The following is a 26395-nucleotide window of genomic DNA, read 5'->3' as shown; positions in this document are numbered from 1 at the left end:
CGCAGCCACGGGTGCACATCGGCAGCCGTGGCATCGCGATTGATCAGAAATGAATGACGGTGCGAATGCTCTTGCCTTCGTGCATCAGGTCGAAGGCTTTGTTGATGTCTTCCAGGCCCATGGTGTGAGTGATGAAAGTATCCAGCGGGATTTCGCCGCTTTGCGCCATGTCGACGTAGCTTGGCAATTCGGTACGGCCACGCACGCCACCGAACGCCGAACCGCGCCAGACGCGACCGGTGACCAACTGGAACGGACGGGTGGCGATTTCCTGACCGGCGCCAGCCACGCCGATGATCACCGACTCGCCCCAGCCTTTATGGCAGCACTCGAGGGCTGCGCGCATCAGTTGCACGTTGCCGATGCATTCGAAGGAGAAGTCGACGCCGCCATCGGTCATGTCGACGATCACTTCCTGGATCGGACGATCGAAGTCTTTCGGGTTCACGCAGTCGGTAGCGCCCAGTTGCTTGGCGATTTCGAACTTGGCCGGGTTGATGTCGATGGCGATGATGCGCGAGGCCTTGGCTTTCACCGCGCCAATCACGGCCGACAGACCGATGCCGCCGAGACCGAAAATGGCCACGGTGTCACCCGGTTTGACCTTGGCGGTGTTGATCACTGCGCCGATACCGGTAGTCACGCCGCAACCGAGCAGGCAGACCTTTTCCAGCGGCGCATCCTTGGAGATCTTGGCCACGGAGATTTCCGGCAGCACGGTGTACTCGGAGAACGTCGAAGTACCCATGTAGTGGAAAATCGTTTGTCCCTTGTAGGAAAAGCGCGAAGTGCCGTCCGGCATCAGGCCCTTGCCCTGGGTGGCGCGAATGGCCTGACACAGGTTGGTCTTGCCCGACTTACAGAATTTGCACTGACCACATTCCGGGGTGTACAGCGGAATCACGTGGTCGCCGACGGCCACCGAGGTCACGCCTTCGCCGATCGCTTCGACGATGGCGCCGCCTTCATGGCCGAGGATCGACGGGAAGATACCTTCCGGGTCAGCGCCGGACAGGGTGTAGGCGTCAGTGTGGCAAACCCCGGAAGCCACGACGCGCAGCAACACCTCACCAGCCTTGGGCATGGCGACATCGACTTCTACGATTTCCAGCGGCTTCTTGGCCTCGAAGGCAACGGCGGCGCGCGACTTGATCATGCTGACTCTCCAGTGAATCCATTGAATAAAAACCAGACAGGGAGTGTAGTCCAGCGCTGCCTGATGAATAATCCGGACAAAAGCAAAACATTATTGCCATACAGGGATAATCCCGATGTCTGAAAACCGCTGGGAAGGTATCGACGAGTTCGTCGCCGTTGCCGAATGCAGCCAGTTCACTGCCGCTGCCGAACGTCTCGGCGTTTCTTCCTCGCACATCAGTCGACAAATCGTACGTCTGGAAGAGCGTTTGCAAACGCGACTGCTGTATCGCAGCACCCGGCGCGTCACGCTTACCGAAGCCGGCCAGACCTTCCTGCAACATTGCCAGCGCCTCCAGGACGGTCGCGAAGAAGCGTTGCGCGCAGTCGGCGACCTGACCAGCGAACCCAAAGGCATGCTGCGCATGACCTGCGCCGTGGCGTATGGCGAACGCTTCATCGTGCCGCTGGTGACCCGGTTCATGGGGCATTACCCGCAACTGCGCATCGATATTGAACTGACTAACCGGCAACTCGATCTTGTGCATGAAGGCCTGGACCTGGCGATCCGCCTCGGTCGTCTTCAGGACTCCCGGCTGGTGGCGACTCGCCTTGCACCGCGGCGCATGTATCTGTGTGCGTCGCCTTCCTACCTTGAACGGTACGGACGCCCACACAGTTTGTCGGAACTGGGACGGCACAATTGCCTGATCGGCAGCTCGGACATCTGGCAGCTTGAACAAAACGGGCGGGAATTTTCCCAGCGGGTGCAGGGAAACTGGCGCTGCAACAGTGGGCAAGCGGTGCTGGATGCGGCGCTACAAGGCGTCGGACTGTGTCAGTTGCCGGACTATTACGTGCTGGAGCATCTGCACAGCGGTGCGTTGATTTCTTTGCTGGAGGCGCATCAACCGCCGAATACGGCGGTGTGGGCGCTATATCCGCAGCAACGGCACTTGTCGCCGAAGGTGCGCAAACTGGTGGATTTTCTCAAGGAAGGTTTGGCCGAGCGGCCGGAGTACCGGATTTAACGACGATTGGTCCAGCGCTGACGCAACCATTCGAGGTCTTCGGGGCGGGTCACTTTCAGGTTATCCGCACGGCCTTCGATCAGGCGCGGCGCCATGCCGGCCCACTCCATCGCCGAGGCTTCATCGGTGATTACTGCATCCGCCACCAGACTGTCGGCCAAAGCCCGATGCAGCGCACCGAGGCGGAACATCTGCGGCGTATAGGCTTGCCAGATCACACTGCGATCGACGGTTTCCACCACCCGACCGTGCTTGTCGACCCGTTTCAAGGTGTCCTTCGCTGGCACGGCCAACAGGCCGCCGACCGGATCGTTCGCCAGCTCAGCGAGCAATTTGTCGAGATCGTCACGGCTCAGATTGGGCCGCGCCGCATCGTGCACCAGCACCCAGTCCTCGTCGTCGGCACCTTGGGCATGCAGATGAAGCAAGGCGTTGAGCACCGAGCCGGAACGTTCGGCACCACCGTCGACACGCTGAATTCGCGGATCGCTGGCGCTGGCCAGGTTCGGCCAATAAGGATCATCGACGGCAAGACCGACCACCAGGCCCTTCAGGCTCGGGTGATCGAGGAAACAGCCGAGGCTGTGTTCGAGAATTGTGCGCCCGCCCAGTTGCAGGTATTGCTTGGGACGGTCCGCGGCCATACGGGCACCGACGCCCGCGGCAGGAATCACGGCCCAGAAGGCCGGCAGGGAATCGATCATTGGGCCAACTGGTAAAGGGTTTCGCCGTCCTTGACCATGCCCAGTTCGTGACGAGCCCGCTCTTCAACGGTCTCCATGCCTTTCTTCAACTCGCTGACCTCAGCGTCCATCACCCGGTTGCGCTCCAGCAGGGCTTCGTTCTCGGCGTGTTGATCAGCAATCTGCTGATTCAGTTCGGCGACTTGCGCCAGACTGCCATTGCCCACCCACAGGCGGTACTGCAGACCGGCCAGCAGCAAGAGCAAAACGAGAAACAACCAGTAAGGACTGCGCATCGAATATCAGGTATCCAGTGAAAAAAGACAGCCACGCCAAAACTTTGAAGCATCTGATAGCACGAAGCCTGGAATATCCAGGCTTGTGCATATAAGGCATCAGATTAGTGGCAAATCCATCGCTGTCACGACTTTTCCGACACAATCCGGTGTCTTTCTATCATTTACTGCTCAGCCGCGAAACTCGCTGCGACCGTTGTACTTGGCCTTGCCATTCAACTGCTCTTCGATACGCAGCAGTTGGTTGTACTTGGAAACGCGGTCGGAACGGCACAGCGAACCGGTCTTGATCTGGCCAGCCGAAGTACCCACAGCCAGGTCGGCGATGGTCGAATCTTCGGTTTCGCCCGAACGGTGCGAGATCACGGCGGTGTAACCGGCAGCCTTGGCCATCTGGATGGCTTCCAGGGTTTCGGTCAGGGTGCCAATCTGGTTGAACTTGATCAGGATCGAGTTGGCGATCTTTTTATCGATGCCTTCTTTCAGGATCTTGGTGTTGGTCACGAACAGGTCGTCGCCTACCAGCTGGGTCTTCTCGCCGATCTTGTCGGTGAGGATCTTCCAGCCAGCCCAGTCGGACTCGTCCAGACCGTCTTCGATCGAGATGATCGGGTAACGCTCGGTCAGACCTTTGAGGTAGTCGGCGAAACCTTCAGCGGTGAACACCTGGCCTTCGCCGGACAGGTTGTACTTGCCGTCTTCGAAGAATTCGCTGGCCGCGCAGTCCAGAGCCAGGGTCACGTCGGTGCCCAGCTTGTAACCGGCGTTCGCGACGGCTTCGGAGATCACTTTCAGTGCGTCTTCGTTGGAAGCCAGGTTCGGCGCGAAACCGCCTTCGTCACCAACGGCAGTGCTCAGGCCACGGGCCTTCAGAACAGCTTTCAGGTGATGGAAAATCTCGGTGCCCATGCGCAGACCTTCCGAGAAAGACTTGGCGCCAACCGGCTGAACCATGAATTCCTGGATGTCGACGTTGTTGTCGGCGTGTTCGCCACCGTTGATGATGTTCATCATCGGAACCGGCATCGAGTAAACACCCGGAGTACCGTTCAGGTTGGCGATGTGAGCGTACAGCGGCAGGTCCTGATCCTGTGCAGCCGCCTTGGCCGCAGCCAGGGACACGGCGAGGATGGCGTTGGCGCCCAGGGTCGCTTTGTTTTCGGTACCGTCCAGCTTGATCATCGCGTGATCCAGCGCTTTCTGGTCGCTTGGGTCGGTGCCCAGCAGCAGATCGCGGATCGGACCGTTGATGTTGGCTACCGCCTTGAGCACGCCCTTGCCCAGGTAACGGCTCTTGTCGCCATCACGCAGCTCGAGCGCTTCACGCGAGCCAGTGGATGCACCGGACGGCGCGCAAGCGCTGCCGATGATGCCGTTGTCGAGAAGCACGTCCGCTTCCACGGTGGGATTGCCACGGGAGTCGAGAACTTCACGACCTTTGATGTCGACGATTTTTGCCATTGTTGTAAACACTCCAAAGTTGACGAAAACGACGCAGCTAGAGGAAATCTTTTTACCGTCGGCAAGTGGTGTGCAGCGGGCAGCTTGCAGACGACAACGCTCATACCCGAGGGCATGAGCGACAAATCGTGCGGTACTTTACCGGAGAATTGAGGTTTACGCGGTTTCTACCGTCGGAAAACTCTTCACCAGTTCGTCCAGGGCTTTGAGCTGGGCCAGGAATGGCTCCAGTTTGTCCAGACGCAAGGCGCAAGGGCCGTCGCATTTGGCGTTGTCCGGATCCGGGTGCGCTTCGAGGAACAGGCCCGCCAGCGACTGGCTCATGCCAGCCTTGGCCAGGTCGGTGACCTGGGCGCGGCGACCGCCGGCGGAGTCGGAACGACCGCCAGGCATTTGCAGCGAATGGGTCACGTCGAAGAATACCGGGTACTCGAACTGCTTCATGATGCCGAAGCCGAGCATGTCGACCACGAGGTTGTTGTAGCCGAAGCTCGAACCGCGCTCGCAGAGGATCAACTGATCGTTACCCGCTTCCACGCACTTGTTCAGGATGTGTTTCATTTCCTGAGGCGCGAGGAACTGGGCTTTCTTGATGTTGATCACAGCGTTGGTCTTGGCCATCGCGACGACCAGATCGGTCTGGCGCGACAGGAAGGCCGGCAGCTGGATGATGTCGCAGACCTCAGCGACGACCGCGGCCTGGTCAGGCTCGTGGACGTCGGTGATGATCGGCACGCCGAAGGCTTGTTTGATGTCCTGGAAGATGCGCATGCCTTCTTCCAGGCCAGGACCGCGATAGGAGGTCACAGAAGAACGGTTGGCCTTGTCGAAACTGGCCTTGAAAACGTAAGGGATACCGAGTTTTTCGGTGACCTTCACGTACTCTTCGCAAACCTGCATGGCCATGTCACGGCTTTCCAGCACGTTCATGCCGCCGAACAGCACCATGGGTTTGTCGTTGGCAATCTCGATGTCGCCGACGCGGATGATCTTCTGTGCCATCGGGGTTACGCCTTCTTCTGGTGTTGAGCCAATGCCGCTTTGACGAAGCCGCTGAACAGCGGATGGCCATCGCGTGGCGTCGAGGTGAACTCTGGGTGGAACTGGCAAGCGACGAACCAAGGATGATCCGGGGCTTCGACCACTTCAACCAGCGCTGCATCGGAAGAACGACCGGAAATCTTCAGGCCGGCTTCGATGATTTGCGGCAGCAGGTTGTTGTTCACTTCGTAACGGTGACGGTGACGCTCGACAATCACATCCTTGCCGTAGCAGTCGTGCACCTTGGAGCCGGCTTCGAGCAGGCATTCCTGAGCGCCGAGGCGCATGGTGCCACCCAGATCGGATGCTTCGGTGCGGGTTTCGACTGCACCGGTAGCGTCTTCCCACTCGGTGATCAGGCCGACAACCGGATGGCCGCTGGCACGATCGAACTCGGTGGAGTTGGCGTCTTTCCAGCCCAGCACGTTACGGGCGAACTCGATGACCGCCACTTGCATGCCCAGGCAGATACCCAGGTATGGAACCTTGTTTTCGCGAGCGTATTGAACGGCGGTGATCTTGCCTTCCACGCCGCGCAGACCGAAGCCGCCCGGTACGAGAATCGCGTCGACGCCTTCCAGCAGCGCGGTGCCCTGGTTCTCGATGTCTTCGGAATCGATGTAGCGCAGGTTGACCTTGGTACGGTTGGTGATGCCGGCGTGACTCATCGCTTCGATCAGCGATTTGTAGGCGTCCAGCAGCTCCATGTACTTGCCGACCATCGCGATGGTGACTTCGTGCTCTGGATTCAGCTTGGCATCAACGACCTTTTCCCACTCGGACAGGTCGGCGCCATTGCATTGCAGGCCGAAACGCTCGACGACGAAATCGTCCAGACCCTGGGCGTGCAGCACGGCCGGGATCTTGTAGATGGTGTCGACGTCTTCCAGGGAGATCACCGCACGCTCTTCAACGTTGGTGAACAGCGCGATCTTGCGACGCGACGACACATCCACCGGATGGTCGGAGCGGCAGATCAGCACGTCTGGCTGCAGGCCGATCGAACGCAGTTCCTTCACGGAGTGCTGGGTCGGCTTGGTCTTGGTCTCGCCCGCGGTAGCGATGTACGGAACCAGGGTCAGGTGCATCAGCATCGCGCGCTTGGAACCGACTTCCACACGCAGCTGGCGGATGGCTTCGAGGAACGGTTGCGATTCGATGTCGCCAACGGTACCGCCGATTTCCACCAGGGCCACGTCGGCATCGCCGGCGCCCTTGATGATGCGACGCTTGATTTCGTCGGTGATGTGCGGAATCACCTGGATGGTTGCACCCAGGTAGTCACCACGGCGCTCTTTGCGCAGCACGTGTTCGTAGACACGGCCGGTGGTGAAGTTGTTGTTCTGGGTCATGGTCGTGCGGATGAACCGCTCGTAGTGGCCCAGGTCCAGGTCGGTCTCGGCGCCGTCGTGGGTGACGAACACTTCACCGTGCTGGAACGGGCTCATGGTGCCCGGGTCGACGTTGATGTACGGATCCAGCTTCAGCATGGTGACCTTAAGCCCCCGCGCCTCCAGGATGGCCGCCAATGAAGCCGATGCAATGCCTTTCCCCAAAGAAGAAACAACACCGCCCGTGACGAATATGTAGCGCGTCATGAAAAACCCTAGAAGTCTGCGTTAAAGCGGTCCGAGCCGCCGGGGAAAGCGAAGGAAGGCCGAAGCCCCCGATCACCTGCATTAATCACAGTGCACCTTTCAAAAAAACCGCCGCGTTGGGACAGACCGGAAGTGAAAACACCGGTACGTTGCTCGCTACACATTTTTTGGAATCGCCCAGCAAAGACTGCTTGGTAATCGGCAACTCCTGCAATTCAGGCGAATCCACAGAAGTTGTATCAAGAAGGGAGCGTAGTCTACCGGAATGCCCCCTTCATCTCAAACCTTGATCTTCGTCAGAAGGCTGCCAATGCAATCGCCAGCCTTCCAGCGCATTGCCGTCGAGCCCCGTCAGGTTCGCCACGGCGAGCAATTCTTCACCGCGAAACAGCAGCGGCAATCTGCCACGCACGAAGCTTGGCACCGCGCGTTCATTGAGCAGGCGCTTGAGGTCGCGATGGCCGCGTCCCGCCAGCTCCATCACCTCGCCGCCCTGCCGATAGCGGATTTGCAGCGGCCCGGCGGGAGTCTGACCGCTGAACATGACACGTCCGTTATCGGGCAAGCGTAGCGCTGACGACAGGTCATGCCAGTCGCCGCTGACCACCGGTGCGCGTAGCCATTGCCCGCTGAGCCACCACAAGCGACCGGCGCCTCGATGCAACTCGCCATCCGCCAGACGCCAGATCGGCGAGGCATCGTTGCCGGCATCACGCAGGTCCGCCCAACCCGACCAATGGTCGGTATCCGGCAGTCGGGTCAAAGGTTCAAGCCAGTGACTGAGCGCGTTTCGCTGACGGGCCTCGGACAAGCTCTCGATGACTGCAAACTCCAGTGACGGCAATCCAGACCACTCGAACTCAATGGGCAAGCTCGCTTGAGCCAGATCGATTTGCGCCAGCTCATCGAGCAAGCCTTGCGCCTCACGCAAATGCGCCGCACTGCGGGACATGCTGGCGTGCGCCTGCGGCCAGCGACCGGTCAGCAGCGGCATGACCTGATGGCGCAGATAGTTGCGCGAGAACTGCCGATCCTGATTCGACGGGTCCTCGACCCAACGCAGGCCATGGCTCTGCGCATAGGCCTCGAGCTCGGCACGCGTGACGTCGAGCAACGGCCGAATCAGACTGCCCTGCCCCAGCGCTCGCGTGGCCGGCATTCCTGACAACCCACGCACACCAGCGCCACGCAACAGACGGAACAACAGCGTTTCAGCCTGATCGTCGCGATGCTGACCGGTCAGCAGCACATCATTGGCCTGAGTCGCCGCACTGAACGCTGCATAGCGCGCATCCCGCGCAGCCCGCTCCAGACTGGCGCCCGGCTGCACCTGCACACGCACCACTTGCAACGGCACCGCCAGTTCATCGCAGACTGCTTGGCAATGCGCCGGCCACGCATCGGCCGCAGCTTGAAGGCCGTGATGAACATGGATGGCACTTAGCGCCGGAATGGATCGGGTTTTGGCGAGATTGGCCAGAATGTGCAGCAGAACAGTGGAATCGAGCCCACCGGAGAAGGCGATGCGCCAATGGGAAGCACCGAGCCAGGGCTTGAGATTGCGCAGAAGCCTGGAAGGCAAATCAATCGAGGGCTGACCCATTTTTCTACCTTTTCACAAACCAAATGTGGGAGCGGGCTTGCTCGCGAAAGCGGTGAAACAGCCAACACAGTCGTTGAATGTTACATCGCATTCGCGGGCAAGCCCGCTCCCACAGTGTTTTGCATCGTTGGCCGAAACGGCTCGACTTAGAGACCGTAGCTCATCAGACGATCGTAACGACGCTTGAGCAGCGCTTCGTTGTCGAACTTCTTCAACATCGCCAGTTGCGAGCTCAGCTCGGCGCGGATCGATGCAGCGGCAGCGGCCGGATCGCGATGAGCGCCGCCCAGAGGCTCGCCGATCACCTTGTCGACGATACCCAGGCCTTTCAGACGCTCGGCGGTGATGCCCATCGCTTCAGCAGCATCCGGCGCCTTCTCTGCGGTTTTCCACAGAATCGAAGCGCAACCTTCCGGCGAAATCACCGCGTAGGTGGAGTACTGCAGCATGTTCAGCTGGTCGCACACGCCGATCGCCAGTGCACCGCCGGAACCACCTTCACCAATCACGGTGGCGATGATCGGGGTTTTCAGGCGAGCCATGACGCGCAGGTTCCAGGCAATCGCTTCGCTCTGGTTGCGCTCTTCGGCGTCGATGCCAGGGTAGGCACCCGGGGTGTCGATGAAGGTCAGGATCGGCATCTTGAAACGCTCGGCCATTTCCATCAGGCGGCAAGCCTTGCGGTAGCCTTCCGGACGCGGCATGCCGAAGTTGCGGCGTACCTTTTCACGCACTTCACGGCCCTTCTGGTGACCGATCACCATCACCGGCTGGTCTTCCAGACGTGCCACGCCGCCCACAATGGCCGCGTCATCGGAGAAGTGACGGTCACCGTGCAGTTCGTCGAACTCGGTGAAGATGTGGTCGATGTAGTCCAGGGTGTAAGGACGTTTCGGGTGACGCGCCAGACGTGCGATCTGCCAGCTGGTCAGCTTGCCGAAGATGTCTTCGGTCAGCGTCTTGCTCTTGTCCTGCAGGCGGGAGATCTCATCGCCGATATTCAGCGAATTGTCATTACCGACCAAGCGCAACTCTTCGATCTTGGCTTGCAGGTCGGCGATCGGCTGTTCGAAATCTAGAAAATTCGGGTTCATAGGCGTCCGTCTTGGGTCGTGTCCCAAATGAGCTTGGGCCGGCCGGTTGTCTATTCGCGCCCTACCTTAAGGGAGAGGCGCGCTGAGGTCGAGATTAAAAATTCAGGTTGTGGGCAGGCGCTTTGATTGCACCTGCCGGTCAACGGTATTGGAGGAAGACGTTGTCTCGCCCGAACTGGTCACGCAGGGCTTGAATCAAGGCATCCGCCGGGTCGATCCGCCAGGTCTCGCCAAACTGCAGCAAGGTCTTCGCATCGGGACTGGTGTATTCCATGGTGATCGGGCACGCCCCGCGATGACGCTTGAGCAAATCACCCAACCAGCGTAGCTGATCGCCTTTCAGGTCCTGGGTCTGCAACTTAAGGCGCAGGCTCTCGGCCAGGTTGGTGCGCGCATCTTCCATGCTCATCACCCGCTTGACCCGCAGGCGCAGGCCGCCGGAGAAGTCATCGTTGCTGACCTCGCCTTCGACCACCACCATCGCATCGGTCTGCAGCAGCGATTGCGCGGAGTGGAACGCATCGGCGAACAGCGACGCCTCGATCCGCCCGGAGCGGTCGTCGAGGGTGATGAAGCCCATCTTGTCGCCCTTTTTGTTCTTCATCACGCGCAGGGCAATGATCATCCCCGCCACGGTCTGGGTATCCCGGGCCGGTTTCAGGTCGATGATGCGCTGGCGGGCGAAACGGCGGATCTCACCTTCGTACTCGTCAATCGGGTGACCGGTCAGGTACAGGCCCAAGGTGTCTTTTTCACCCTTGAGGCGTTCCTTGAGGGTCAGTTCTTTCGCCTTGCGGTGGATCGCGTAAACGTCCGCGTCGTCCTCGACGAACAGCCCGCCAAACAGGTCGGCGTGGCCGCTGTCACGGGTGCGCGCGGTCTGCTCGGCCGACTTGATCGCCTCTTCCATCGCCGCCAGCAGCACGGCGCGGTTGCGGTCGATGTTGGCCTGATATGCCTTCTGCTCGTCGTGGAAGTACGGGCCGAGGCGATCCAGCGCGCCGCTGCGGATCAGACCGTCCAGCGTGCGCTTGTTGATGCGCTTGAGGTCGACCCGGGCGCAGAAGTCGAACAGGTCCTTGAACGGACCGGCCTGACGGGCCTCGGTGATCGCTTCCACCGGGCCTTCGCCGACGCCTTTGATCGCGCCCAGGCCATACACGATGCGGCCTTCGTCGTTCACCGTGAACTTGAACTCCGAAGTGTTCACGTCCGGCGCGTCGAGGCGCAGCTTCATCGTGCGCACTTCCTCGATCAAGGTCACGACCTTGTCGGTGTTGTGCATATCCGCCGACAGTACCGCGGCCATGAACGGCGCCGGGTAGTGAGCCTTCAGCCAGGCGGTCTGATACGAGACCAGGCCGTAGGCGGCGGAGTGGGATTTGTTGAAGCCGTAACCGGCGAATTTCTCTACCAGGTCGAAAATGTTACCGGCCAGGTCCGCGTCGATATTGTTCGACGCACAACCCTCAATGAAACCGCCGCGCTGCTTGGCCATTTCCTCGGGTTTCTTCTTACCCATCGCCCGACGCAGCATGTCCGCACCACCGAGGGTGTAACCGGCCATGACCTGGGCGATCTGCATCACCTGTTCCTGATACAGGATGATGCCGTACGTCGGCGCCAGTACCGGCTGCAAACCTTCGTACTGGTAATCCGGGTGCGGATAAGCAAGCTCCGCGCGACCGTGCTTACGGTTGATGAAGTCATCCACCATGCCGGACTGCAACGGGCCCGGACGGAACAGGGCCACCAGTGCGATCAAGTCTTCGAGGCAGTCGGGCTTGAGCTTTTTGATCAGCTCTTTCATGCCGCGGGATTCGAGCTGGAATACCGCGGTGGTTTCAGCCTTTTGCAGCAACTGATAAGTCGGTTTGTCATCCAGCGGGATGAACGCGATGTCCAGCGGCGGCTCGTTGACCTTCGCGCGGTCGCGGTTGATGGTTTTCAGCGCCCAGTCGATGATCGTCAGGGTCCGCAGGCCGAGGAAGTCGAACTTCACCAGACCGGCCGCCTCAACGTCATCCTTGTCGAACTGGGTCACCAGGCCGTCGCCGGCCTCGTCGCAATAGATCGGCGAGAAGTCGGTCAGCTTGGTCGGCGCGATCACCACACCACCGGCGTGTTTACCGACGTTACGCACCACACCTTCGAGCTTGCGCGCCATCTCCCAGATTTCCGCCGCCTCTTCATCGACCTTGATGAAGTCGCGCAGGATTTCTTCCTGCTCGTAGGCTTTTTCCAGGGTCATGCCGACTTCGAACGGAATCATCTTCGACAGGCGATCTGCCAGGCCGAACGACTTGCCCTGGGCCCGCGCCACGTCGCGCACCACAGCCTTCGCCGCCATGGAACCGAAGGTGATGATCTGGCTTACGGCGTTACGGCCGTATTTTTCGGCCACGTAATCGATCACCCGGTCGCGACCGTCCATGCAGAAGTCGACGTCGAAGTCGGGCATCGATACCCGTTCCGGGTTGAGGAAACGTTCGAACAGCAGGTCATATTCCAGCGGATCGAGGTCGGTGATCTTCTGCACATAGGCCACCAGCGATCCGGCACCCGACCCCCGGCCAGGGCCCACCGGCACACCGTTGTTCTTGGCCCACTGGATAAAGTCCATCACGATCAGGAAGTAACCGGGGAACCCCATCTGGATGATGATATCCAGCTCGAAATTCAGCCGGTCGACGTAGACCTGACGCTTGGCCTCGTAGTCTTCGGTGGTGTCCTTGGGCAGCAGCACGCTGAGACGATCGTCCAGACCGTCGAACGACACCTTGCGGAAATACTCGTCGATGGTCATGCCATCGGGAATCGGGTAGTCAGGCAGGAAGTGCTTGCCCAGCTTCACGTCGATGTTGCAGCGCTTGGCGATCTCGACGGTGTTTTCCACCGCATCCGGCAGATCGCTGAACAGCTCGGCCATTTCCTCGGCGCTTTTCAGGTACTGCTGATCGCTGTAGTTCTTCGAACGCCGCGGATCGTCGAGGGCCCGGCCCTCACCGATGCAGACGCGGGTTTCGTGAGCGGCGAAGTCTTCCTGCTTGATGAAGCGCACATCGTTGGTCGCGACCAGCGGCGCACCGAGCTTGTCGGCCAGGGCCACGGCGCCGTGCAACTGTTCTTCGTCATTCGGACGGTTGGTGCGCTGGACTTCCAGATAGAAACGATCCGGGAACACCGCCATCCATTCGCGCGCCAGGGTTTCGGCCTCGGCTGGGTTGCCGCCGATCATGGCCATGCCGATCTCGCCTTCTTTGGCGGCGGACAACATGATCAGGCCTTCGTTGGCCTCGGCGACCCATTCACGCTCGATGATGATCATGCCGTTGCGCTGACCTTCGATGAAGCCACGGGAAATCAGCTCGGTCAGGTTGCGATAGCCCTGGGCATTCATGACCAGCAGGCTGAGGCGGCTCAGTGGACCATCCGGGTCCTTGTTCGACAGCCACAGGTCGGCGCCGCAGATCGGCTTGATCCCGGCGCCCATGGTGTTTTTATAGAATTTGACCAGCGAACACATGTTGTTCTGGTCGGTCACCGCAACGGCCGGCATGCCCATGCCGGTCAGGGCCTTGACCAGCGGCTTGATCCGCACCAGCCCGTCGACCAGGGAGTATTCAGTGTGCAGGCGTAGATGAACGAATGAAGCCGGCATAGTGATCCTGTCCAGTTACATAGAGACAACAAGGCCCGGATTGTACCGGGCCCCGAACAAAACATCAGCCTCGCCGCTAAACCTGCGCGAGACCTTCCAGCGCTTCATAAGCCTGCCGCACCGGGGCAAAGGAACGCCGGTGAATCGGTGTCGGCCCGAGACGCACCAGCGCTTCCAGATGAACGGGCGTCGGGTAGCCTTTGTGGCCGCCGATGCCGTAACCCGGGTAGATCAATTCGAACGCCGCCATCTCGCGGTCGCGGCTGACCTTGGCCAGAATCGAGGCCGCTGCAATGGCCGGGACCTTGCTGTCGCCCTTGACCACCGCTTCGGAACGCATCGGCAGTTTCGGGCAGCGGTTGCCGTCGATCATCGCCAGTTTCGGCTGGATGTGCAGGCCAGCGACGGCGCGCTGCATCGCCAGCATGGTGGCGTGAAGGATGTTCAATTCGTCGATTTCTTCGACCTCGGCGCGGGCGATGCACCAGCTGAGCGCCTTCTCGCAGATTTCGTCGTAGAGCTTTTCGCGCTTGGCTTCGGTGAGTTTCTTCGAGTCGTTGAGACCGAGAATCGGCCGGTTCGGATCGAGGATCACCGCTGCGGTGACGACCGCGCCGCACAACGGGCCGCGCCCGACTTCATCGACACCGGCCACCAGTTCTTCGACTTCGGCGACCAGGGTGAAATCCAGGCCCATCTGCATGCTTGTCTTGCTCATCGTGTTTGCCCGATCAGGGTCAGAACGGCGTCGGCCGCCTGATTGGAAGCGTCCAGGCGCAGAGTGCGGTGGATCTCGTCGAAACCGCGGGTCTGCTCTTCGCCACCGTCGATCAACGGCGACAGGGTTTGGGCCAGTGCCTCGACCGTCGCATCATCCTGCAACAGTTCCGGCACCAGCAGTCGCTGGGCCAGCAGGTTTGGCAGGGACACGTACGGGCTCTTGACCATGCGCTTGAGAATCCAGAATGTCAGCGGCGCAAGACGATAAGCCACGACCATCGGGCGCTTGTAAAGCAGCGCTTCCAGGGTCGCCGTCCCCGACGCGATCAGAACCGCGTTGCACGCCGCCAGGGCCAGATGGGATTTGCCATCGAGCAGGGTCACCGGCAGGTCGCGGCCGGCCAGCAGCTCTTCGAGCTGGGCACGGCGCTCGGGGTTGGCGCACGGTATGACGAAACGCACGCCCGGGCGCATGGCCCGCAGGCGTTGGGCGGTATCGAGGAACAGCGCACCCAGACGACTGACTTCGCCGCCCCGGCTGCCGGGCATCAAAGCCACCAGCGGGCCGTCCGGCAGACCGAGTTCGGCCCGCGCAGCGGAGCGATCGGCCTCCAGTGGAATGGTGTCGGCCAGCGTGTGGCCGACGAACCGCACCGGTACGCCCTTCTCTTCGTAGAATCTGGCTTCGAACGGCAACAGCGTGAGCATCAGGTCGCAGCCTTCGCGGATCTTCAGCACCCGCTTCTGCCGCCATGCCCACACCGAAGGGCTGACGTAGTGCACGGTCTTGATCCCGGCCTGACGCAGCTTGAGTTCGATATTGAGGTTGAAATCCGGCGCATCGATGCCGATGAAGACATCCGGCTTTTCAGCGATAAGCGTGGCGATCAGGTCCTTGCGGCGCTTGAGCAATTCACGCAAGCGTCCCAGGACTTCCACCAGCCCCATCACCGACAGACGCTCCATCGGAAAATAGGAGGTCAGGCCTTCGGCCTGCATCAGCGGACCGCCGACACCAATGAACTCCACCGCAGGATGCTGTGCCTTGAGGGCACGCATCAGACCGGCGCCCAGAATGTCACCGGAAGCCTCCCCCGCCACCAGCGCAATACGCAGATTGGCCATGGTCAGCGGGTGATGCCGCGGGTCGACGACTGGATGGAGTCACGGAACATCGCGACTTCCGGGAACTGTGCAGACGGCTCGGCCAGTTCGGCCAGCGCCTGTTCGACGGTCAGGCCCTGGCGATACACCGTTTTGTAGGCACGGCGCAGGGCGTGAATGGCGTCTTCGCTGAAACCGCGACGGCGCATGCCCTCGAAGTTCATGCTGCGCGCTTCGGCCGGGTTGCCGAATACGGTAACGAACGCCGGAACGTCCTTGCCGATCGCTGTGCCCATGCCGGAAAAGCTGTGGGCGCCAATGTGGCAATACTGATGCACCAGGGTGAAACCGGACAGGATCGCCCAGTCATCAACGTGCACATGGCCGGCCAACGCAGTGTTGTTGACCAGGATGCAGTGGTTGCCGATGACGCTGTCATGTCCGATGTGGGCATAGGCCATGATCAGGTTGTGATCACCCAGGGTCGTTTCGGAACGATCCTGAACGGTGCCACGGTGAATCGTCACGCCTTCGCGGATGACGTTGTGGTCACCGATCACCAGGCGGGTTTCTTCGCCCTTGTATTTCAGGTCCGGCGTATCTTCGCCTACCGAGGAAAACTGGTAGATGCGGTTGTGCTTGCCGATGCGGGTCGGACCTTTGAGGATCACGTGTGGCCCGATGACCGTTCCCTCGCCGATTTCCACACCTGCACCGATGATCGACCACGGGCCGACCTCGACGCCATCAGCCAGGACGGCCGACGGATCGATGATTGCGCGAGGGTCAATCAAACTCATAGCTTGCGTTCCGCACAGATGATTTCAGCCGAGCAGACCGGTTTGCCATCGACCGAAGCCTGGCATTCGAACTTCCAGATCTGACGCTTGCAGCTGATGAACTTGGCTTCGAGGATCAACTGATCACCCGGCAGCACCGGCTGGCGGAAGCGCAGCTTGTCGGAACCGACGAAGTAGTAAAGCGTGCCGTCGGCCGGTTTCACGTCAAGCATCTTGAAACCGAGGATCCCGGCAGCCTGAGCCATGGCTTCGATGATCAGCACGCCCGGCATGATCGGATGCGCAGGGAAGTGACCATTGAAGAACGGTTCGTTGATGCTGACATTCTTGTAGGCGCGAATGCGCTTGCCTTCAGTATCCAGCTCCACTACCCGGTCCACCAGCAGGAACGGGTAACGGTGAGGCAGGTATTCGCGAATCTCGTTGATGTCCATCATTTCGGGGGGAAGCCTATGTAAAGATTGGGAGCGCGACTGACGCGCACTCCTCTAGCAAATCAAGGAGGCAGTCCAGAGGCTGTGCACACTTGATATGGAAATGGTATCAGCCTTCAGATGAAGCATTACCGTCGGGGGTCACTTCCCCGGACCGCTTTTCCAGCTGTTTCAAACGTCGCGCGATGTCATCGAGCTGACGAATACGGGCCGCGCTTTTGCGCCATTCGGCCGCAGGTTGCATGGCTGTGCCGGAAGAATAGGCACCCGGCTCGGTAATCGAGTGGGTCACCATGGTCATCCCGGTCAGGAATACGTTGTCGCAAATATCGATGTGCCCGACCAGGCCAACACCCCCGGCGAGCATGCAGTGCTTGCCGATCTTGGTGCTGCCGGAAATCCCCACGCACGCTGCCATGGCGGTATGGTCACCGACCTGCACGTTGTGGGCGATCTGAATCTGGTTGTCGAGCTTCACGCCATTGCCGATCACGGTATCGGCCAACGCACCGCGGTCGATGGCGGTATTCACGCCGATCTCCACATCGTCGCCGATGGTCACGCCACCGATCTGGGCGATTTTCTGCCAGATGCCCTTCTCATTGGCAAAGCCGAAGCCTTCACCGCCGAGAACGGCACCGGACTGGATCACCACACGCTTGCCGATCCGCACATCGTGATACAGCGTGACCCGCGGGGCCAGCCAGCCGCCCTCGCCGATTTCGCTGCGGGCACCGACAACGCAATGTGCACCGAGCGTTACGTCCGCGCCGATTCGGGCACCGGCTTCGATCACCACGAAGGGACCGACACTGGCGCTCGGATCGACCACGGCATCCTCGGCGATCACCGCCGTCGGATGAACGCCGGCAGTTGCCTTGGGCTTCGGATCGAACAGATGGGAAATGCGTGCGTAAGCCAGGTAAGGATCCGGCACCACCAGCGCATCACCGGCATAACCCTCGGCGTCGGCAGCCTTGAGCAACAGGGCTGCGGCTTGCGAGCCAGCCAGGTATTTACGGTATTGGGGGTTTGCCAGAAAGCTCAACTGAGCTGGGCCAGCCTCCTGCAAGGTGGCTAGCCCAGTAATTTGCTTCTCGGGGTCGCCACTCAGGGTGGCGCCGAGGAACTCGGCCAACTGGCCGAGCTTGATGGTCACGGTCATGGGTTACTTCAGCTGATTCATGCGCTCGATAACCTGGCGCGTGATGTCGTACTGAGGTTTGACATCGATCACTGCGCCACGCTCGAACACCAGGTCAAAACCACCTTTCTTGATGACTTCTTCCACTGCGCTATCCAGTTTCGGCTTCAGTTGCTTGAGCATTTCGCGGTCGGCAACGGCCTTGGCTTCGTTCAGTTCCTTGGACTGGAACTGGAAGTCACGAGCCTTTTGCTTGAACTCAAGCTCCAGACGCTCGCGCTCGCCTTGCTGCATCTTGTCACCACCGGCCATCAGACGATCCTGAATGCCCTTGGCGCTGCTTTCCAGAGTCTTGAGTTTGGTCAGTTGCGGGCCGAATTTCTTCTCGGCATCCACGGCGTACTTCTTGGCCGCGTCGGATTCCAGCAGAGCCATCTGATAGTTCAGAACAGCGATTTTCATGTCGGCAAATGCCGGGCCTGCCACCAGTACGGAGGCCAGGAGAACCAATTGAGTCAACTTACGCACGATGCACTCCTACAAAATCCATTGTCGTTATCTTGGGTCAGACGCTTAGAACGTCTGGCCGAGGGAGAATTGGAACACTTGAGTTTCAGCGTCATCCGGTTTCTTGATCGGCATCGCCAGTGCAAAACTCAGCGGGCCCAGTGCGGTAACCCAGGTCACGCCGACACCGACGGAGCTGGCCATGTTGCTGAGGCTGATGTCGTTGCACTGAGTGTTCGATTTAGTACCGTTGGCGTTCGTAGTATCGGAACACTTGGAGTCGAATACGTTACCGACATCCCAGAATACCGAAGTACGCAGGGAACGCTGATCCTTGACGAACGGCAGCGGGAACAGAACCTCGACACCGCCCTGGATCAGGACGTTACCACCGAACGGCAGCGGATCCTGGTCCGGGTCAGCCAATGTGCCCGGGTTGGTGCCTCGGCTCGGCGTACTGCGCGGGCCCAGGGTGCTGTCCTTGAAGCCACGAACCGAGTTGAAACCACCAGCATAGTAGTTTTCATAGAACGGCAAGCCGTCGGTCGAACCGTAACCGTCGCCATAACCCAGTTCGGTGTGCAGGCGCAGGGTGTAGTTTTCGCTGATCGGCTGGAACAGCTGACCACGGTAATCAAGTTTGTAGAACGACAGATCGCTGCCTGGAACGGTGGTTTCCAGCGTCAGGCTCTGGGAGCGACCACGGGTCGGCAATACACCCTTGTTCAAGGTGGACTCGGACCAGCCGGCGGAGGCCTTGAAGTTCAGGTACTTGTCGCCTTCTTTGTTAACGAAGTCGAAAATCTCGTCAACGGTGTAGGTACCGGTCTTGATCTCGTCCTGTTGAACGGACAGGCCGAAGGTCAGACGCGAAGTCTCGCTGATCGGGTAGCCCACGTTCACGCCGGCGCCCAGGCTGTCTACCGCATAGCTCGCTACGTCGACGTCGAGGTCTTTGTAGTCGGTGGTGCGGTAGAACGCGTTGTAACCCAGGCTCACGCCATCGGCGGTCCAGTAGGGGTCAACGTAGCCGAAGTTGTAGCGGCTCTGGTATTCGCTGCGGGTCAGGCCGACGCTGACGCGGTTACCGGTACCGAGGAAGTTGTTCTGGGTGATCGAACCACCGAGGATCAGACCGGCGCTCTGGGCGAAACCGACGCTGGCGGTGATCGAACCGGAAGCCTGCTCTTCAACGCTGTAGTTCACGTCAACCTGGTCGTCGACGCCTGGCACAGCCGGAGTCTCGACGTTGACTTCCTTGAAGAAGCCCAGACGCTCCAGACGGGTCTTGGACTGGTCGATCAGGTAGGTCGAAGCCCAGCCACCTTCCATCTGACGCATTTCACGACGCAGCACTTCGTCCTCGGACTTGGTGTTGCCACGGAAGTTGATGCGGTTGACGTAGGCACGCTTGCCCGGATCGACAGCGAACAGGATATCGACGGTGTGATCTTCGTCGTGCGGTTGTGGCACGCCGTTGACGTTGGCGAAGGTATAACCCTCGTTACCCAGACGACGGGTGATCAGCTCGGAGGTGGTGGTCATCAGCTTGCGCGAGAACACCTGGCCTTTCTGCACCAGCAACAGGGACTTGACCTGATCTTCAGGAACCTTCAGGTCACCGCTGAGCTTGACGTCACGAACGGTGTACTTCTCGCCTTCGTTGACGTTGACGGTGATGTAGACGTGCTTCTTGTCCGGGGTGATGGACACCTGGGTCGAAGCGATATCCATGTTGATATAGCCGCGGTCCAGGTAGTAGGAACGCAGACGCTCCAGGTCACCGGACAGTTTTTCACGGGCGTACTTGTCGTCGTTCTTGAAGAACGACAGCCAGTTGGTGGTTTTCAGTTCGAACAGGTCGGTCAGGTCTTCCTCGGGAAAAACCGTATTGCCCACCACGTTGATGTGCTGAATGGCAGCGACGGTGCCTTCGTTGATCTTCACTTTCAGGCCGACACGGTTGCGCGGCTGCGAGACCACTTCGGTATCGACGGTAGCCGAGTAACGACCTTGTGCAACGTACTGACGTTGCAGCTCGTTACGCACGCCTTCGAGGGTCGCGCGCTGGAAGATCTCGCCTTCGGCCAGACCGGATTGCTTGAGGCCTTTCATCAGGTCTTCGGTGGAGATCGCCTTGTTGCCTTCGATCTCGATGCTCGCGACCGAGGGACGTTCGACGACAGTGATCACCAGAACGTTGCCTTCGCGGCCCAGCTGGATATCTTGAAAGAAACCGGTTTTGAACAACGCACGAGTGGATTCCACCAGGCGACGATCATCCGCCTGCTCGCCGACGTTCAACGGCAAGGCACCAAAGACGCTACCCGCGGAGACCCGCTGGAGGCCATTGACGCGAATATCAGAGATAGTGAAGGACTCGGCGTGAACTTCGGCGATCATCAATACGGTGAGAACCGCAGTTAGCAGCAGACGTTTCATGAAGTCCTTTCTTATTCCAACTGGCAATAAACAAACTGCCGCAAAATGCGGCAGATTCGCAATTCAGCGAAGCGTTACAGACGACCCAGATCGTTGACCAGAGCAAGCAACATCACCCCGACCACCAAACTGATACCGATCTGTATCCCCCAACCTTGCACCCGATCCGACAAGGGACGACCACGCGCCCACTCGATCAGATAAAACAACAAATGCCCCCCATCCAGTACAGGAATGGGCAGCAAATTCAGAACCCCCAGGCTAATACTCAGATAAGCAAGGAAATTCAGGAAATCAGCGACGCCCGACTGGGCAGAAGCGCCCGCCACTTTAGCAATGGTTATCGGTCCACTCAAGTTTTTTACCGAGAGCTCGCCGAAGAGCATTTTCTTCAGTGAATCCAGCGTCAGGACGCTCATGGTCCAGGTGCGACGGGCACCCTCGCCAATTGCCGCCAAAGGCCCGTAACTGACCTCGCGGATCATTTCCGGCGGCCAGTCGACAGCCTTCACACCCGCCCCCAGGTAACCGCTTGGAGACTTTTTATCGCCACGCGCGGCCAGTGTCACAGGGACGTCGATTTGAACACCGTCGCGCTCGACGCGCAGCACGATTTTGGTATCAGGACGCGTACGAACGGTGTCGACCACCTGCTGCCAGTCATCCAGCGCCTTGCCATCCAGCGTCAGCAGGCGATCGCCGGTTTTCAGCCCGGCTGCCTGGGCTGGACCTTTCGGGTCGAGTTCGGCCAGCACCGGCGGCAATGCCGGGCGCCAAGGGCGAATGCCGAGAGAGCGAATCGGATCCGGCTCGTCAGCCCCCTTGAGCCATTTATCGAGTGCCAGTTCACGAGGCGTGTCCGCCGTAGAGCCCTGCTCGCGCACCAGTACCTGCAAGGAACCGCTTTCCCCGAGACGTCGCACCAGTTGCAGGTTGACCGCAGCCCAGCCCGAGGTCGGCTCGCCATCGATCGCGACGATCTCCTGACCGGCGCTCAGCCCAGCCGTTGCGGCGATGCTGCCGGACTCCACCGAACCGATGACCGGGCGAATCTGCTCGCTGCCGAGCATGGCCAGCACCCAGAAGAACACCAGCGCGAGCAAAAAGTTGGCCACAGGGCCGGCCGCCACAATGGCGATACGCTGACGAACAGACTTGCGATTGAATGACTGATGGAGCTGATCGGCCGGTACTTCGCCTTCGCGCTCATCGAGCATCTTGACGTAACCACCCAGCGGAATGGCAGCGACCACGAACTCGGTACCCTGCTTGTCATGCCAGCGCAGCAGCGGCATGCCGAAGCCCACGGAGAAACGCAGAACCTTGACGCCACAGCGACGCGCGACCCAGAAATGGCCGAATTCGTGAAAGGTGACCAGCACACCCAGAGCGATCAGGGTGCCGGCAATCATATAGAGCGCGCTCATCTACTTTCTCCGCAATCCTGTCCAGTGCCGCGTGAAGCCATGTGTTGCAAGACCTATCGGCCGTGACGACTCAACCACTGTCCGGCCAATGTCCGGGCAGTCGCGTCAGCGGTGAACACCGCATCGAGATTGTCCAGGGCCACCACAGGCTCGAGGTTCAAGACTTCCTCGATGATACTCGCGATTTCCAGGTAGCGAACCCGTCCGTCGAGAAACGCGGCAACCGCCACTTCATTCGCTGCATTGAGCATGGCCGGGGCGCTGTTTCCCGCCTCGGCAGCCTGTCGCGCCAGACGCAGGCACGGGAAGCGCTCTTCGTCGGGGGCTTCGAAATCCAGGCGCGCAACAGCGAACAGATCCAGCGGCGCGACGCCCGAGTCAATGCGCTCAGGCCAGGCCAGGGCGTTGGCAATCGGGGTGCGCATGTCGGGATTACCCAACTGCGCCAGCACCGAACCGTCCACATAATCGACCAGCGAATGAATCACGCTCTGCGGATGAATCACCACTTCGACTTGCGAAGGCTTGGCATCGAACAACCAGCAGGCCTCGATCAACTCAAGCCCTTTGTTCATCATGCTGGCCGAATCCACGGAGATCTTTCGACCCATGGACCAGTTCGGGTGCGCACACGCCTGATCGGGTGAAACATGCGCCAGTTCGGCCATCGGCGTCTGCCGGAACGGGCCACCAGAGGCTGTCAGCAAAATCCGACGGACGCCAACGCTGCCCAGCCCGCGAGCAAAGTCCTGCGGCATGCATTGGAAAATCGCGTTGTGCTCGCTGTCGATCGGCAGCAGGACCGAACCGCTCTTGCGCACGGCCTGCATGAACAAGGCGCCGGACATGACCAGCGCTTCCTTGTTGGCCAGAAGTATCTTCTTGCCCGCCTCCACAGCCGCGAGAGTCGGGCGCAGGCCGGCAGCACCGACGATGGCGGCCATGACGGCATCCACCTCCGGCGCGGCAGCGACCTGACACAAGCCTTCCTCGCCGACCAGCACCTGCGTCGACAGGCCCGCCGCACGCAAATCGTCCTGCAAACTGCGAGCAGCGCCGGCTTCCGGCACTACTGCATATTTCGGGAGATGGCGAACACACAGGGCAAACAGTTCGCTCAGACGCGTAAAACCGCTCAGGGCGAAAGCCTGATAACGCTCCGGATGCCGGGCGATGACATCCAGGGTGCTCAGACCGATCGAACCGGTCGCGCCGAGGACGGTAATCTGTTGTGGGCGACTCACGATGCCGCCATCCACAACAGCACCGCGAACACCGGGATCGCCGCCGTCAGGCTGTCGATGCGATCCAGCACGCCACCATGGCCAGGCAGCAGATTACTGCTGTCCTTGATGCCGGACTGACGCTTGAACATGCTTTCGGTCAGATCGCCCACCACCGAGATGAAGACAATCACCGCAGCGCCGATCAAGCCCTTGAACAGTTGCGCCACCGTCCAGTCACGGAACAGCGCGACCAGGGTGGTGATGACCAGACTCAGCGCCAGACCGCCATACACGCCTTCCCAGCTTTTGCCGGGACTGACTTGCGGCGCCAGCTTGCGCTTGCCGAACGCGCGACCGGAGAAATACGCCCCGATATCAGCACCCCAGACCAGCACCATCACAGCCATGATCAGCCAGTTGCCGAGCGGGTATTGCTTGATCTGCACCAGCCCTTGCCAGGCGGGCAACAGAATCAGCAAACCGATCACCAGCTTGCTGGCGGCACTGGACCAGCGCTCGCTGGAACGCGGGTACGTCAACACCAGCCACGTCGCCAGTGCCCACCAGATCACCGAAGCGCCCAGCACCCAAGGCGCCAGCCCCGGCAGGATGTACATGACGAACAGCATCAGCGCGACCACCGCCGCGTAGCCGACACGAAATGCCTGAGCGGTAAAGCCGGCCAGACGCGCCCATTCCCAGGCCCCCAGACTCACGACCAGACCGATGAACAGGGCAAAACCGGAACCTTCGAGCAGGAAAAACCCGCCCAGAGCGATCGGCAGCAGAATCAGTGCAGTGATGATGCGTTGTTTAAGCATTAAACCCGGGCTCCAGCTTCAACCTGCTCACTCGTTTTACCGAAGCGACGCTGGCGCAAAGCGAAATCGGCCAGCGCATTGCGCATGGCTTCGTGTTTGAAGTCCGGCCAGAACAGGTCGGAGAAGTACAACTCGGCGTAAGCCAGCTGCCACAAGAGGAAATTGCTGATGCGGTGCTCGCCACCGGTGCGGATGCACAAGTCGGGCAACGGCAGATCACCGGTGACCAGACAGGTCTGCAGCAGATCCGGCGTGATGTCTTCCGGCCGCAGATGACCGGCCTGAACTTCACGCGCCAGACGCTGCGCCGCTTGCGCAATGTCCCACTGACCACCGTAGTTGGCGGCGATCTGCAGGATGAAACGGTTGGCACCGGCAGTCATCGCTTCCGCTTCACGCATGGCTGCCTGAAGCTCCGGATGGAACCGCGTACGGTCACCGATGATGCGCAGACTGATGTTGTTGTCGTTCAGGCGCTTGGCCTCGCGACGCAACGCCTTGAAGAACAGATCCATCAAGGCGCTGACCTCATCGGCCGGGCGCTGCCAGTTTTCACTGGAAAAAGCGAACAGGGTGAGCACCTCGACCTTGGCCTCGGCACACACCTCAATCACCGCCCGTACAGCATCCACGCCCGCTTTATGCCCGGCGACACCCGGCATGAAGCGTTTTTTCGCCCAGCGATTATTGCCATCCATGATGATCGCGACATGGCGCGGCACCGCGGACGGCGCAGTCTGCTTGGTCTTGTCCATTTAAAACTCGACCCTTATACGGCCATCAGGTCTTTTTCTTTCTCGTCCGTAGCCTTGGTGATCTGGGCCTCGGATTCTTTGGTCAGCTTATCGATATCAGCGATGGCACGACGCTCTTCGTCTTCGCTGATTTCCTTGTCCTTGACCAGTTTCTTGAGCTCGCCCAAGGCATCACGACGAATATTGCGCACAGCAACACGCGCGTCTTCAGCAGCGCTACGCGCCTGCTTGGTGAAGCCTTTACGCGTTTCCTCGGTGAGGGCCGGCATAGGGATCAACAGCAACTCACCCAGGTTGGTCGGGTTGAGGTTCAGACCGGCGCTTTGGATTGCCTTGTCGACGGCAGCGAGCATGTTGCGCTCGAACGCCACGACCTGCAGGGTGCGCGAGTCTTTCACGGTGACGTTGGCAACGCCGCTCAGCGGGGTGTCAGTGCCGTAGTAAGGCACCATGACACTGCCGAGGATGCTCGGGTGAGCCTTGCCGGTACGAATCTGGCCGAACGCGTGGTTCAGAGACTCCAGGGATTTCTGCATACGCGCTTGGGCGTCTTTCTTGATTTCGTTGATCATTGTTGGCCTTCCTCGATCAAAGTCCCTTCTGCGCCGCCGTGCACAATGTTCAGCAGGGCACCGGGCTTGTTCATGTTAAATACGCGCAGCGGCATCTTGTGATCGCGGCACAGGCAGATAGCCGTCAGATCCATTACACCCAGCTTGCGATCCAGTACTTCATCGTATGTCAGATGATCGAACTTCTCGGCATGCGGGTCTTTGAACGGGTCAGCGGTGTAGACGCCATCGACCTTGGTCGCCTTGAGCACGACATCAGCGTCGATTTCAATGGCGCGCAGGCAGGCTGCCGAATCCGTGGTAAAGAACGGATTGCCGGTACCTGCCGCGAAGATCACCACGTCCTTGGAGTTCAGGTGGCGCATGGCCTTGCGACGGTCATAGTGATCGGTCACACCGACCATGGAGATGGCCGACATCACGATCGCCGAGATATTGGCACGTTCCAGCGCGTCGCGCATGGCCAGGGCGTTCATCACAGTGGCCAGCATGCCCATGTGGTCGCCCGTGACCCGATCCATGCCGGCCTTGCTCAGCGCTTCACCGCGGAACAGGTTGCCACCACCGATCACCAGACCGACCTGAACGCCGATGCCGACCAGTTGGCCGACTTCCAGCGCCATGCGATCCAGCACCTTCGGATCGATCCCGAACTCTTCCGAGCCCATCAGGGCCTCGCCGCTAAGCTTGAGTAGAATGCGTTTATAGCGAGCCTGATAACCACTGCCCTGCTGAGCCATTGCGAATCTCTCCTGCGGCGTATTTTAAAAATTCTTTGCGAGCTGTTTACAGCTGGCGTTCACTCTAGCTTGGCGCTGCTTCAGCGCCATCGGAACAT

At 60.0% G+C, this 26395-nt stretch carries 23 protein-coding genes; 1 reads left to right on the top strand and 22 read right to left on the bottom strand.

Annotated elements, in window-relative coordinates; all coding sequences use genetic code 11:
* Window positions 1-43: 43 nt before the first annotated feature.
* The gene (locus PMI24_RS13710) at window positions 44-1156 is read right to left on the bottom strand and encodes an S-(hydroxymethyl)glutathione dehydrogenase/class III alcohol dehydrogenase (protein ID WP_007954819.1); all 1113 of its coding nucleotides are present in this window, start codon (window positions 1154-1156) and stop codon (window positions 44-46) included.
* Between the two features lie 115 nt (window positions 1157-1271).
* Here PMI24_RS13710 and PMI24_RS13705 point away from each other — a divergent pair, with 115 nt between their 5' ends.
* Window positions 1272-2168 carry a LysR substrate-binding domain-containing protein gene (locus tag PMI24_RS13705; RefSeq protein WP_007954817.1) on the top strand — a complete coding sequence of 299 codons (897 nt, stop codon included), beginning with the start codon at window positions 1272-1274 and terminating at the stop codon, window positions 2166-2168.
* Here PMI24_RS13705 and ispD read toward each other — a convergent pair.
* From ispD to pyrH, 21 genes are all read right to left on the bottom strand, one after another.
* Window positions 2165-2872 (bottom strand): 2-C-methyl-D-erythritol 4-phosphate cytidylyltransferase, encoded by a 708-nt coding sequence (gene ispD / locus PMI24_RS13700; RefSeq protein WP_007954815.1) that lies wholly within the window; start codon window positions 2870-2872, stop codon window positions 2165-2167. The two genes, PMI24_RS13705 and ispD, sit on opposite strands and share 4 nt — an antisense overlap.
* Window positions 2869-3147, bottom strand: a complete 279-nt coding sequence (gene ftsB / locus PMI24_RS13695; RefSeq protein WP_003222158.1) for a cell division protein FtsB — start codon at window positions 3145-3147, stop codon at window positions 2869-2871. The genes ispD and ftsB overlap by 4 nt, the downstream gene beginning before the upstream one ends.
* Before the next feature lie 171 nt (window positions 3148-3318).
* A complete protein-coding gene (eno, locus tag PMI24_RS13690) occupies window positions 3319-4608 on the bottom strand; it encodes a phosphopyruvate hydratase (protein ID WP_007954808.1) in 1290 nt (429 codons plus the stop codon).
* A 156-nt stretch (window positions 4609-4764) separates the two neighbouring features.
* Entirely contained in the window at window positions 4765-5610 is an 846-nt protein-coding gene (gene kdsA, locus PMI24_RS13685; protein ID WP_007954807.1) for a 3-deoxy-8-phosphooctulonate synthase, read from the bottom strand.
* 5 nt (window positions 5611-5615) lie between these two features.
* Window positions 5616-7247 (bottom strand): CTP synthase, encoded by a 1632-nt coding sequence (locus PMI24_RS13680; RefSeq protein WP_007954805.1) that lies wholly within the window; start codon window positions 7245-7247, stop codon window positions 5616-5618.
* Window positions 7248-7521: 274 nt separating this feature from the next.
* Window positions 7522-8850, bottom strand: a complete 1329-nt coding sequence (gene tilS / locus PMI24_RS13675; RefSeq protein WP_007954803.1) for a tRNA lysidine(34) synthetase TilS — start codon at window positions 8848-8850, stop codon at window positions 7522-7524.
* Between the two features lie 146 nt (window positions 8851-8996).
* The gene (locus PMI24_RS13670; RefSeq protein WP_007954801.1) at window positions 8997-9944 is read right to left on the bottom strand and encodes an acetyl-CoA carboxylase carboxyltransferase subunit alpha; all 948 of its coding nucleotides are present in this window, start codon (window positions 9942-9944) and stop codon (window positions 8997-8999) included.
* Window positions 9945-10083: 139 nt separating this feature from the next.
* Window positions 10084-13605, bottom strand: a complete 3522-nt coding sequence (gene dnaE / locus PMI24_RS13665; RefSeq protein ID WP_007954799.1) for a DNA polymerase III subunit alpha — start codon at window positions 13603-13605, stop codon at window positions 10084-10086.
* Window positions 13606-13681: 76 nt separating this feature from the next.
* Entirely contained in the window at window positions 13682-14308 is a 627-nt protein-coding gene (gene rnhB / locus PMI24_RS13660) for a ribonuclease HII (RefSeq protein ID WP_007954798.1), read from the bottom strand.
* A gap of 11 nt (window positions 14309-14319) precedes the next feature.
* Window positions 14320-15450 (bottom strand): lipid-A-disaccharide synthase, encoded by a 1131-nt coding sequence (gene lpxB / locus PMI24_RS13655; protein ID WP_007954796.1) that lies wholly within the window; start codon window positions 15448-15450, stop codon window positions 14320-14322.
* Between the two features lie 2 nt (window positions 15451-15452).
* Window positions 15453-16229, bottom strand: coding sequence for an acyl-ACP--UDP-N-acetylglucosamine O-acyltransferase (gene lpxA / locus PMI24_RS13650; RefSeq protein ID WP_007954792.1), 777 nt, complete (start codon window positions 16227-16229; stop codon window positions 15453-15455).
* Entirely contained in the window at window positions 16226-16666 is a 441-nt protein-coding gene (fabZ, locus tag PMI24_RS13645) for a 3-hydroxyacyl-ACP dehydratase FabZ (protein WP_003222142.1), read from the bottom strand. The genes lpxA and fabZ overlap by 4 nt, the downstream gene beginning before the upstream one ends.
* Before the next feature lie 106 nt (window positions 16667-16772).
* Window positions 16773-17828, bottom strand: a complete 1056-nt coding sequence (gene lpxD, locus PMI24_RS13640; RefSeq protein ID WP_007954790.1) for a UDP-3-O-(3-hydroxymyristoyl)glucosamine N-acyltransferase — start codon at window positions 17826-17828, stop codon at window positions 16773-16775.
* A 3-nt stretch (window positions 17829-17831) separates the two neighbouring features.
* Window positions 17832-18335 (bottom strand): OmpH family outer membrane protein, encoded by a 504-nt coding sequence (locus tag PMI24_RS13635; protein ID WP_003222140.1) that lies wholly within the window; start codon window positions 18333-18335, stop codon window positions 17832-17834.
* A 45-nt stretch (window positions 18336-18380) separates the two neighbouring features.
* Window positions 18381-20756, bottom strand: coding sequence for an outer membrane protein assembly factor BamA (gene bamA, locus PMI24_RS13630; protein ID WP_007954787.1), 2376 nt, complete (start codon window positions 20754-20756; stop codon window positions 18381-18383).
* Between the two features lie 74 nt (window positions 20757-20830).
* On the bottom strand, window positions 20831-22183 hold the full coding sequence (rseP, locus tag PMI24_RS13625) for a sigma E protease regulator RseP (protein WP_007954785.1): 1353 nt from the start codon (window positions 22181-22183) through the stop codon (window positions 20831-20833).
* A 53-nt stretch (window positions 22184-22236) separates the two neighbouring features.
* Window positions 22237-23427: a 1-deoxy-D-xylulose-5-phosphate reductoisomerase gene (gene ispC / locus PMI24_RS13620; RefSeq protein WP_007954783.1), complete on the bottom strand. Its 1191-nt coding sequence runs from the start codon at window positions 23425-23427 to the stop codon at window positions 22237-22239.
* Window positions 23424-24230 carry a phosphatidate cytidylyltransferase gene (locus PMI24_RS13615; RefSeq protein WP_007954781.1) on the bottom strand — a complete coding sequence of 269 codons (807 nt, stop codon included), beginning with the start codon at window positions 24228-24230 and terminating at the stop codon, window positions 23424-23426. Before PMI24_RS13615 ends, ispC begins: the two co-directional genes overlap by 4 nt.
* Window positions 24230-24985, bottom strand: coding sequence for a polyprenyl diphosphate synthase (uppS, locus tag PMI24_RS13610; RefSeq protein ID WP_007954779.1), 756 nt, complete (start codon window positions 24983-24985; stop codon window positions 24230-24232). The genes PMI24_RS13615 and uppS overlap by 1 nt, the downstream gene beginning before the upstream one ends.
* A 14-nt stretch (window positions 24986-24999) precedes the next feature.
* Window positions 25000-25557 carry a ribosome recycling factor gene (gene frr, locus PMI24_RS13605; RefSeq protein WP_007954771.1) on the bottom strand — a complete coding sequence of 186 codons (558 nt, stop codon included), beginning with the start codon at window positions 25555-25557 and terminating at the stop codon, window positions 25000-25002.
* The gene (gene pyrH, locus PMI24_RS13600; RefSeq protein WP_003222124.1) at window positions 25554-26297 is read right to left on the bottom strand and encodes a UMP kinase; all 744 of its coding nucleotides are present in this window, start codon (window positions 26295-26297) and stop codon (window positions 25554-25556) included. The genes frr and pyrH overlap by 4 nt, the downstream gene beginning before the upstream one ends.
* Window positions 26298-26395 lie beyond the last annotated feature (98 nt).

The sequence above is a fragment of the Pseudomonas sp. GM25 genome (genome assembly GCF_000282255.1).
GTDB lineage: Bacteria > Pseudomonadota > Gammaproteobacteria > Pseudomonadales > Pseudomonadaceae > Aquipseudomonas > Aquipseudomonas aphyarum.
Note: the sequence above shows the minus strand (reverse complement) of the source record. Positions and strands in the feature narration are given on the sequence as shown.